The following is a 10,668-nucleotide window of genomic DNA, read 5'->3' on the forward strand; positions in this document are numbered from 1 at the left end:
TATAATTTTTGACAGAATGAAAAGAATACTTCTAATTTTGAGACTGTTCACAATATTAATTACTGCTATTACTTATGGACAGGATAAAATTTATATTGAATCAGGAACTTTAAATAGCTCAACTCTATTACAAGGAGCAACTATTTCGGTTACTGATGATAAGTATAGTGAAATACAAGGGCATTTATTGAACTCTAATCCTCAACAATTAGATTTCTATTCAGAATCGCCAGCTATTTATATTCATTTCGGCTTTCAAGAAGATTTATCTAATACTTCAAAATATGCTTATGTTTATTCTTGTGATCTTGTTTTAGATATTACCCGATACAATTTAGATGGAACGAGTTTCATTGAAAATGATAAAGAATTGTTGGTAGTACACAACAATGTGTCAGATAATTTTGAACATAATGATTATGCAGTTTTAAGGCTGCCTAATACACATAAAGCAGAGGTTACTATTCAGAGTGTTGTTTATAAAGATGTTAATGGAAATGTTATTACAGGATTTAGTGGATCCACTTTAAATTCAACCTACCTAAAACTTACTTTTGAAGCAGAACGTTATTACAATATAGGTTCAACAACATTACAAGTTTCTCATAATTTGATTGATTATGGAACTTCAGGAGAAACTAATTTAGGATATAATGCGGTTTCAGGTAGTGCAAAAGAAGTAGAGATAATTTGGCAGATACAAAATAACGGAAATAAACCGGTAGAATATGAGCTGGAATGGGCATGGATTGATAATTATGGAGAAACACTATCTACCAGTTTTGCTGCTAATGAAGTTTCCTTAACAGAAGTCGATTTTTTACGAAATAGTACCCGCGTTCAGACTAAAGATACTAAATATAGGATACCTCTGATTTTTAATAAAGGATTTTTAGTTTATAGAGTTAGAGCGGTAGGACGATTTTTGAATAACATAAAAAAAATATACTATGGTAGTTGGACTACATTTCAGCCCGAAACTTATGCAACCGTTCAAGATTGGGGAAGTTTTTTAGAAATCAATCAAGAGCATGAATCAGGAGAAAAAAATTGGCAGTATCAGGCTTCCTATGCAGAGGATGGTAAGAAAAAAGATGTAGTAAGTTATTTTGATGGAAGTTTAAGAAATAGACAAACTGTTACAAAGACAAATACAAATAATCAAACTATTGTTGGTGAAGTAATTTACGATAATCAGGGAAGACCGGCTGTAGAAGTTTTGCCAACCCCGGTGGGTGTTACAGGAATACAACATTTTGATATGTTGAATAGAAATTCGGATAACTCCACTATATTTTCTCACCATGATTTTGATTGGGATCAAGAAGATGAAGAAGAACAATTATCTTGTGATCCGCAAGTAATAGACGGTATGGGAACAGCTTCCGGTGCAAGTAAATACTATTCGCCAAATGCAAATAATAATACACCGGAAAATACATATCAGGATTTTGTTCCTGATGCAGAGAATTACCCTTTTTCTCAAATAGAATATACACCTGATAATACAGGAAGAATTAGACGAAAAGGAGGAGTAGGAGAAACACATCAGATAGGAAACGGACATGAAATGCAATATTTTTATTCTGTTCCCGGACAAGAAGAATTAAATAGATTATTCGGATATAAAGTAGGCGATTTTAAGCACTATAAGAAGAATATGGTAATTGATCCTAACGGGCAAGTTAGTATCAGTTATTTAGATCCACAAGGAAGAACCGTAGCAACAGCATTAGCAGGAGAGAGTATCGGAAATTTAATACAGTTAGATGGTGTTTTAGAAGGAGATCTTAAAACAAATTTATTAGGAAATAATGCATTATATGCTTCCGGAGAAAATGGTATTTTAAGTGATGGAATTAACCTAAATTCTCAAGTAGCAGTAACTAAAGACGGTAGCCTTGTTCTTGAATATAAATTGCAGAGTGAAAACTCAGGATTATTCATCTCCGATTGTGACAATAAATCATATCCATTTGTGTATGATTGGAATGTTAGTTTGAAAGATGATTGCGGAAATGAAAGAATAAGCGGTACAATTACAGATCAGATAGGTACTATAGATACATCGGGAAGTAGTTCGGGATTACAACAGGCTTTTGAACAGACTTTAAATACGAATGTTTTATCCAAAGGTACTTATACCTTAGGAAAAGATGTAAGAATTAATCAAGAGGCATTAGATACGTATACAGAAGATTATATAAATAGAATAAGTAATACACAGGGAGCTTGTTATCCTCAAATTAACTTTGATACAGGTGGAAATATAAATGATTGTAATATTTCGTGCCATTCATGTGAGTTATCGCTTGGGGAAAGATACTTAAGTGAAGCACAGTATACTTCTTTCAGTACTTTTTTTAATACAAAAGAGTATGATCCGACAGATCCAAGTGATGTCGCACAATGGCCTACTTATGATGACTTCTTAAAATCAACAACATTTGCGTCACAATTTGAGTTAGGAAATACACAAGTAAGAGAAAGTTATGTTTTAATCATGAAACAGAACTATACACTTGAAAATTTAGAAATTCTTTTTCCTAGTTTTAATTTTTCATACAACGGAAATAATCTTATTATAGATTCTTCTCTGGGATCAGATGATGAAATTCAAATAGAGGCCGCAGAGTCTCAGTTACAAAGTGAGTTTTTGTTATTGCTTCAAACATGTAGAGATTTATGTAAAACCCCGATAGATGCTTGTAGTGTTAACTATGATATGCTTTTAGCCGATGTAAGCCCGAAAGGTCAGTATGGAAGTTTAGAAAAGATTAACGGAGAAGATGATGGAAGTTTAGAAGAAGATGAAGAAGCAAGTAACGAAACAGAAAATCTAACGGATTATGAGTCTTTGAGTGTTTTTGACGAATATAATGGTTTAGTTTATGGTGGTATAAATACTGGAACAGGCTATACAAATTTTAGTTGGAGAAATCCTAACATAGAGTATACAGATGAGTATGGAATAGAGTCCTTAATAGATGTTGAAGAAGTAGCAACAGGAGTTTATGATCCTGAAGTTTTAGATGGAGTGACAGTTGGTGAGAGTAGTAAAATTAGACCTCAAGACCTTAAAAATATAGAAGATTTCCTAAAATATTGGCAACCATCATGGGCTAATGCTTTAGTTAAATTTCACCCTGAATACCAATATTATAAATATTTTCAAAAAATATGTGATGAAAAAGTCGCTACTCTAAGCTTAAACAATGAAACATTTGAAGACGTAAATTCAGATTCTTTTGATCAAATTTTACGAGATAATGAAGAGTTTAGCAGTTCATTAATACAAGAGATATTAGCTCTTAATAAAGATCCTTATTATACCTTGTCTTATGGAACTAATGATTTTTCTCAAAGTGGTGTCAGCATAACAGTAGGAACAGTAACTTCTACATATACTTTATCGACAAGTGTATTACGAAAGAACATAATGGATGAAGCATTGAACCATAATTATGATGGTTTTGAATTAGAATATAATGGCAGTAACTATAAATTACCGATGCTATTTATAGCCTATTATACTGTAGTATTAAGTAATGGATTAGCACCTCAATCGGCTTATTCTGTGTTATTCAATTCAGGAACTTCTAACTTAATTAGCAACAGTAATCTATTAACTGTTATAAATGGTTTATCTCAATATCAAAAAAAGAGAATTTGGGAGACTTTCAGAAATTATTATATTTCCACTAAAGAAAAAACAAAAACAGTATTCTCTCATTTATACGCTTTACAGCGTTTGGGATATAATGATTGTATCGGAAATCCGGAGAATATGGATACATTCCAAACGCTTTTTAAAAAATATACTTTTGATAACGATGCCAATCCTTCAACGCCAAATAACTTCCAAAAAATATTTGCTTTCACAGAATATGCTCTTACAAATTATAATGGATCGGGTTATTCAGCACCACATGAAGATCAATACTTTGATTTTGTAGAAAGTGTTTGTAATAATAATAGTTTACAATATTATTCAGAAAAAGAAAAACGATTTATTTCTGCCGATTACGGTTATGATTCAGGACTTACTGATAGTGAAGTAGCAGCTAATTCAGCAGCCGATGCAGATTCTTCTTATTTTTTAGAAACAGGAAAATGTCCTTTATTGGCAGATATAGAAACTTTATTAAACGGATTAATCAGTACTGATTTAAGCCCTACAGGGCTTAATATACCTTCTGTATCTTCTATGCATTTATACGATATGCCATATTTAGCAGAAGATTTATATGTTGCTTTGGGAGGAGATACTTCACCTGCTAACTTGACAGGAAGCGAGTTAATAATAGGAGAACAGAGTTCTGGAAATTCTGAGTTCTGGAATTTGACTATAGGAACAGGAGAATCAATAACACTTAATATTATAGAGCCTCAAACCTATTATAATCCTTGCGGAGATATTCCTCAACCTTCATGGGCTATTTATGGAACTGAATTTTATATTACAAAGTTTAAGGATATATATTATGTTCCTAATTCTAATTCAAAGTTTAGAATAGTTGCAGAAATAGAAAGATATTCATCTTCTGTAGCCAATTGTCCTAAAGAAGAAATCATAATAGAAGGAACAACAGTTGCTTCTATAGGAAATTGTCAGTTTGATGAAGAGGGAGCCGATTTAACAACAAGTTCTGAAACTGATGCAGGAAGTGGTTGTTTTAATAAAACGCGTTTTGAAAGAGGTTTGGTACGATTAATGAACAAGTTAAGAGGAAATGTTACTAATTATACCCAGTTAGGCTTATTAGACAATACACAAAGCTTGATTGTTTCGGATGTTGACTCTTATGGTTATGGTCAAGGGATTCTTCCTCAAATACTTGATGATACAAATTTAGAAGCACAATGGAGCAATTCGGGGAACATATATAATATTACTATTAATGGAGTTGATGCTTTAGAATTAAATATAAGTTTACCTTCTTCTTTTTTAAAATTGACCAGTATTCAAATTGGTAATCAAATAACAAATGGCACGTTACCGGTTATTTTATTTTATTTAACAACAACAGGAGATATTTCTTCAGTACAAGGAACTATCAATAATTTAGATTTTGGATGCCAATGTACAGAAAGAGTATATGTTAATGAGCAGAATGCAGAGATTAAGATGCTAGAGTTAATTAATCATTTATGGGAATATCAACAAAACAATAATGGTATTATAGCCGATGGTTATCTAGAAGGAACTATATTAATGTCTGAAATTCAGAATTTTATTCCTCAAGCTCAAGGGATATATGGATTTTCAATATATTCTATTGGTTCTGGCTCTGAGTTAGGTATGTTTTTCTATTTTAATGAAGAAAAAGATTGTGAGATAAGATTACCATTTGTCACTTTTCCAGATAGATGTGCTTATACAAATTCGACTATTTTAGAAAATGTAACATATTTTTCAGATTTGGATATTATATCAAATACAGTTGATAATGTTTATACTATCTGTCTAAAAATACATTACGATAATTATTATCAATGCGTATCATGTAATGGACGTGAATGTAAAGATTTTCCATTAGAAAAAGATTTAGTTCCTAGAGGATCCTCTATAGTTTGTTCTGTTTTGCCATCTTGTTTCAATTTAGACTGTGATCAGCTTATTCAAGTAGAGAGTGGTTTAGCAGGCTTATTACAAGAATTAGCAACAAGTACAACTGTAGAAGAAGGCTATGTGTCTGCCAACTTTAATGATTTAGCACAATTTATAACCAATTCTCCTGATGGGATTTATAATTATTATGAGGTAGAAAATGGAGAAGATTCACAAATAGGATTTACTTTTGCTGAAGATTCTTCTTGCGAAGTTATTTTTAATATTCCAGGTGTAGCTTTAGATAATATAAGTTCTGTTTCAAACATAGAATTTGATAAATATTTAACGTCTTTCACAGCAACAGTTACTACTTCATCTAATGAACAAGTAAATGCAACTGGAACAATCTCTTGTCTTGAGATTAATGAGTGTTATCAGGATGTTGTAGTACCATGTGAAACTTGTGTTCCTGAGGTAGTGGCACCTGTTGCATGTTATGAAAAATGGAATGAATTTTTAGAAACATTGACTTTAAATGATGTGTTACTTGAAGAAATTGTGGCAAAAAATTTCTCAGGACAAATCAATTATGATGATTCAGAAATTAGTTCACAAGAAGAGTTATTGGCAGCAAAATTCTTCTGTGAAGCCAATTATGGTTATTTATCATCAGATTATTTACATTATTTAAAAGTATTCGGGTTAGATGACGGACAGGTTAATCTATCAGGTCAATATGGAAATGGAACTTGGACGGACATTGAAAATCCTTTGTTTATAACCTTAGGAGAGTTTGGAGCATCTAAATTAAATTATGGATATTCCGGAACATATGCAGCAGTAAATGAATATAGAAATTATTTGAATGAACAACAAAACAGCTCATCAGGAAACTTTTTAACTTGGGTTCAATTTATTGACCAGATTTATACCATTGAAAATAAAATATGTCCTCCGGCACCATTAGTTCCTAGTTTTGAAAGTTTAAGTTATGATATTCTAACACCTTGTGAAATATTTAATGCTAACGTTCAAGGAACTTATAATTCACAGTTATTAGAGAATTATTTTGAAGAAAAAAGAGAACAATTTAGAGCTGATTACATTAATGCAGCGATAAGCAGTGTTAAAGAAACGTTCACTAAAGAAGGATTTGATGGAGAATATCAATATACTTTATATTATTATGATCAAGCAGGTAATTTAATACAAACAGTTCCTCCACAAGGAGTTAATAGAATTGATGATGAACAATATAATGATGCTATTGATGCAATCAGGGAATCTGAAGAATCAGTAAACCAATTGGCTGACGGACAAGGTAATGGTGAAACAGTCCCTAGTCATTCTATGCAGACAAAGTATAGGTATAATTCTTTAAATCAGTTAGTATGGCAATCCACTCCTGACGGAGGAGAGACTCGTTTTGCGTATGATGCTTTAGGAAGAATAATTGCTTCTCAAAATGAAAAGCAAAAACAGCAAGAAAATGTCATTGATACTCAGTTTACACATATTGGAAATCAGCTAGCTCAACAAGGGAATAATATAGTTAGGGTTTCTAGTTCAAGTGGTTGGAATACAGGAACATATGCGAATACGGATAATGTTTTATTTAATGATGGATACGTAGAAAGAACGATTTCAGGAAACTTATCAGATAATAATTTTGTTATTTTGGGAGTTGGTTTTGATAACGCAGTTGTTACGAGTATTTTTAATAATATAAAATATGGACTTTATGTAGCAGGTTCTTCAAGACTACATATAGTATATTGTAATAGCGATCAACAAACAACAACAACTACTTCTACATCTTATTATGTTAATTTAGGAGATAGGTTAAGATTAGAGCGCAGAGAAGGTAATTTTTATTATTATATAAACGACACTTTAATTGTAATAGGGTCTAGTAGTACTAATGATCACAAAATAGATTATTTTCCTAATACTCCTGCTTTTGTAAATGTTGCTTTTAATTATCCACCTCCCACAGGAGCATTTAATATTAAAATTGTACCATATACTACTACTACTCAGAATTATAGTTATACTCGTTATGATGAATTAGGACGTATTTTTGAAGCAGGAGAATTCTCGACTACTGAAGATATTTCAATAGATGAAGATGGGAAATTAGTTTATAATACAAATAATAGCTGGGTTCCGGTGGATGCAGTTGGAAATAATTACCCGCAAAATATTTCTAACTCATTTAAACAAGTCACTAAAACTAAATATGATGAACCATCTGTAGCTTCAAGTAGTTATTTTAGTGATTACGATAGTAATAACGCTCAAAAAAGAGTAACAGAAGTACTTTATTTTGACACAATGACAGCTTCAACAAGTGAAGAAAATTATAATAACGCTATTTTTTATAATTATGATGTACACGGTAATGTTAAAGAGTTGGTAAACAGAATAAATGATGCTTCATTATCAGAAAATCAAAAAATTAAAAAAGTACAATATGATTATGATTTAATTAGCGGAAATGTTAATAAAGTAACATATCAGCCTGATAATCAAAAAGAGCAGTTCATTCATAAATATGATTATGATGCCGATAATAGAATTACACAAGTTTCTACTAGTAAAGACAATGTAGTTTGGGAAAAAGAAGCAGACTACTCATATTATGATCATGGACCTTTAGCAAGAACTGTTATTGGAGACAAAGAAATACAAGGAGTAGATTACATCTATACCTTACAAGGTTGGTTAAAATCTGTTAATGGAGAAAAAGCAGGACAAACCAATGACATAGGACAAGACGGTTTAAGTGTCGCACAAGACGCTTTTGGCTTTGCCTTAAATTATTATAGCGGAGATTACAAATCAAGATATAATGATAATACTCCGTTCTTGTATTCCAGAACTAATGGACAGGAACAAGCAAATGATCTGTATAATGGTAATATTAAAGAAATGGTAACTTCTTTAATAGATCTTGATCAAAATTTATTGTCCACTCAATATAATTATTATCGTTATGACCAGTTGAACCGCATTAAGTCAATGAATTCAACTCCTATGGAAGGTTCTACTTCCTATAACAGTACATATTCGTATGATAAAAATGGTAACTTAACCTATCTTACTCGTAAAGTAAATGATAATTTTATAGATGATTTTACATATAAATATCCAAATCAAAATAATAACCAATTAGGCTATATTGACGATACAGTAGCATCAGGAGTTGATAGCAAGGATATTGATGATCAAAAATATGGTAATTACATATATGATGAAATAGGACAGTTAACCCGAGACAATGCGGAAGGATTAACCATAAAATGGAGAGTAGATGGTAAAGTAGACAAGATCATAAAAGATACAGGAGTAATCATAGCATTCGAATATGATGGTTTAGGAAACCGATTAGCAAAACGGGTTACTAGCGGTCAAACCACAACTACAACATATTACGAAAGAGATGCACAAGGAAACGTATTAGCAGTATATGAAAAAGATGCCGATAATCTTTTCTTGAGTGAACACCATATTTATGGTAGTAGCCGATTAGGAATAGAGCAAAAGAATATCCCTTTAGTAAATACTCAGGAACTAAAAATAGCTCAAAAAGAGATGCCAAGTATAGTTGAAAGACAGTTGGCAACACCGGAAATTGCAACAGCATCTCCTGTTTCACTTGATCTTCATGGACTTGAACTTAATGGAAGTAATGCTACTTCTTGGAGTGATGCAACCTCTTTTAATGATTTGAATTTTTATAGTGAAGCGGGTAGTATCGCACAAGAAATAAAAATAAAAACAAACTTTAAGATTAATGAAGAAGGTTCTTGGAATTCAGGAGAAAGAGTTTTGTCCTTATTACAAGGAGATAGAGAAGTGTTGATCCCAGGAGAACCCGATATTTACAAAGCTTTAAGATATTATAATTCTGTAATATTACTTACTGTAGAAAAAACATCAGGAGGTTATAGACCAGTAATTTATTTGGAAAAGTATTTTAGAAGATATGAGCAAGAACGCAGAAATTGCGATGGAAAACATAAAAGTAGAAAGTATAATAGATACTATAGCTATTTATATTCTACTAAATATACTTTAAAATCAAGTATACCTTCTTTTAGTGAGACGGAATGGAGTTATGACTTAAAATTAGTTTATGATACTGGTAGAAGTAATTACATCCCTACATTATACATCAATGGAAATTTATACTCAATAAAAGATTTTAAAACTGACCAAGGAGAACTTGTTTCCGGAGAAAAAAGTAATACGATTCGTCGAAGTCATGATTCTAGTAGCCTTTTACCTGTTGATATAAAAAATAAGTTAGGTGACGTTTCAGATAAAATTTATGGACAGACATGTGATGGAACTCTATTTACTTTACCTGTACAACTAGGAATTGAAGCACAAATATGTAACTTCACTTATGCAATTGATCAATATTTAAAAGATCCGGATGATTCTTCTTATGAAAATGAGTTTACATTTGATGACCAATTAAATCCAACACGTGCTGAAAATGGATTGCGTATGACAACCACAGGTGTTCCATTCATAGAATCTTATTGTGGTTCGGGAGCACTTGATACGGATGGCGATGGTTGGGTAGATTCAGGTGATAATTGTCCGTATACTTATAATCCGGATCAAAAAGATGATGATCATGATGGAGTAGGAAATGTTTGTGATAACTGTAAGTTAATAGCAAATGGAGTTAATCAAGCAAATATTGCAGGTATAGGGAATCAATTAGATACCGATGGAGATGGAGTAGGAGATGCTTGTGACAACTGTATTACAACGCCAAACTACGACCAAACAGATAGCGATTTAGATGGTATAGGTGATGTTTGTGATAACTGTCCTACAATGCCAAATGCAAATCAAACGGATAATAACCAAAACGGAATAGGTGATATTTGTGAAGGATATGACCAAGGTTCCGGAGAAATTACCATAGTAGGAACAACATTAGAAGATTATTACCGTTATGTAGGTGATAAACGTTATGAATTATCGAATCATTTAGGAAATGTATTATCGGTGGTTACCGATAGAAAACTGATAAAAGTTGACGGTAATGGAGCTCCATTATCAACAGCGCTTTTCCCGGACGTTCTTAGTTATAG

Annotated in this window: 1 protein-coding gene; it reads left to right on the plus strand. The window is 31.9% G+C overall.

What is annotated here, in order from left to right; translation table 11 throughout:
• Nucleotides 1-16: 16 nt before the first annotated feature.
• Nucleotides 17-10,668, plus strand: a 10,652-nt coding sequence (locus tag ACUSJC_RS04965) for a thrombospondin type 3 repeat-containing protein (RefSeq protein ID WP_449268446.1), incomplete at its 3' end; no start/stop codon positions are given.

Source organism: Flavobacterium sp. U410 (genome assembly GCF_053570605.1).